Here is a 2,244-nt window from a genome sequence, read left to right as displayed (position 1 = left end):
CGGCCTTACGGAAACACGTCGGCAATTTTCAGCCAGACCAGCCCACACCTGACCATCTGCGTTTTTTTGTTTAAACAGCAAAACAGCTTTTACTGGAAGTCAGGGCATTGAAGCAATGACTCCGGTCCGGCTGAAAATCGATGAGGCGTTGACGTCTGTCCGGGACTGCCCGCAGGGATGCGGGCAGAGGGGATGGCCTGCATGGATGCAGGCTCGGCCCCGACCCGACAGGCAGACGGAATAAGACGAATAACTCGCGCAGCGACGATTTTCCCGCCGGGAGTCTGGGTTGCAAGGGAGGTGGCGGTGAGCCTCCCTTGCACGTTCACAGGTATCTGCGCTTCAGAGAAATGACATCGCTGAGGTGAACGGAACCCTGAGCAAGAATCACATGTTCATCATACATGCTTAACTGATGAGTATTAGCCATGTAGCCGCCTTTTTGCTTAGCTTGCCTGCGAGGAGGCATCTTCAGTCCCCGGCAGTGGTTCCGGTAACTGAGGCGCAAATCCGCGCAGCCCCACCACGTGAACGTGTTCGGTGTTCTGGAAGACTTTACGCACCAGTTTATAGGTGGTGCCTTTCTCTGGGCTGATGTTTTCCGGCGCAGCGATAATCAGCTGCATCTGCAAACGCTCACACAGCTCAAACAAGGTCGCAATAGAACGCGCATCGAGTCGTGCAGCTTCATCAAGGAACAGCAGGCGGCAAGGAGAGATATCTTTCCCGCGCAATCTGCGGCCTTCATCTTCCCAGCTTTGCACCACCATCACCAGAATAGACATCCCGGTCCCGATCGCTTCACCCGTTGACAACGCACCAGACTCAGCACGCAGCCAGCCGTCAGAGCCACGGTTAACCTCAACTTCCATTTCCAGATAGTTACGGTAATCCAGCAGCTCTTCACCAATGGTTTGTGGCGTACGTTGCCCCATGTCTATCTGCGGATTCAGACGCTGATACAGCTTCGCCAGCGCTTCTGAGAAGGTCAGGCGATTGCTGTTAAACAGATCCTGATGCTGTTCATGCTGCTCTGAAAGTACGTCCAGCAAGGTAGCATGTGTTTCACGCACATTGACGTTCAGGCGAACGCTGTTGACCTGGCCAAACGACACGCTTTGCAGCCCCTGGTTCAGCATGCGAATACGGTTCTGTTCACGCTGAATGGTCTTACGAATAATGTTCGCCACGCTGCGTGAGCTGATCGCCAGCTTCTGTTCGCGTGAGGTTAACTCTTCCGTCAGACGGCTCAGCTCAATCTCCATCTGTTCAATGGCTTCAACCGGATCATCGGTACGAATAATATCCTGGCGAATACGTTCACGCAGATGCTGGTAAACCGCGACGAAGAACTGAATCTTGCGCTCTGGACGTTTTGGATCTTCAGACAGACGCAACACATCGCGCAGGTGCTCGTTATCCGCAACCGCCAGACGTAGCGCACCGAGCGCCTTATCCGACATCGAACGCAGTTCGTCACCGGAAAGATAGGCCAACTCGCGACGGTGCAGACGCCGTTCCACACCGTTATCTTTCACCATCCGCATGACTGCACACCAGCCGGCTTTGGCGGTGACTACCTGCTCGCGCATTTCATGATAATCACGTTCCAGCTTGCGCAGTCTGCGGGTCAGGTTTTCCATCTCCGCTTCGCAGAAGGTCAGTGCTTTCTCAAGTTGGTTGCGGCGTGCACGGTTGTTGCTGAGTTGTGCATGCAGTTCGTCACGACGGATACGCGCGCGCTCTTCGGCACCGCTGTCCGCACGAACGCCAATATCCTGCAGTTCACGTTGTAAATCGTTCAGCAGCTCTTTTTTGGTGTCAAAAGAGCTTTTCAGCGATGCCATGACCTGGTTGTACTGGCTTAACTGTGCGGCGTGGCTGCGCAGCGCTTCACGAGCGCGGGTACGTTCGGCTTCCGCCTGTTCCAGGCGTTCACGCAATTTTTCGTTCAGATCGCTATTGCCGCTCAGCATTTCGGCTGAGTCGGAATAACTAAAGTGCGCCCGACGCTGTACGACTTCGGTCAGCGCAAAAGCCTGCTGACGCGCATCGCGCTGCATCTGCTGGGAATACGCATAGTCTTCCTTCAGCTGTTCAAACTGCTCAGGGTCATTTTGCAGAACCGAAACGATAGGTTCCAGTTTCGCCAACTGATTGCCATGTTGCTGTACAAAACGCGCGGCTTCCTGAGCTTCATCCAGACGCTCGCGAATTTCGTCTACGCGATCGGCTAGCGTATCA

At 54.5% G+C, this 2,244-nt stretch carries 1 protein-coding gene; it reads right to left on the bottom strand.

The window, feature by feature from the left end:
- Positions 1-446: 446 nt before the first annotated feature.
- On the bottom strand, positions 447-2,244 hold a 1,798-nt coding region (mukB, locus tag FDW94_RS23925), incomplete at its 5' end, for a chromosome partition protein MukB (RefSeq protein WP_249358332.1).

The organism is Citrobacter sp. wls757 (assembly GCF_005280935.1).
In the GTDB taxonomy this organism is placed as follows: Bacteria; Pseudomonadota; Gammaproteobacteria; order Enterobacterales; family Enterobacteriaceae; genus Citrobacter; species Citrobacter portucalensis.
This window is presented reverse-complemented; position numbering and strand designations above follow the sequence as displayed.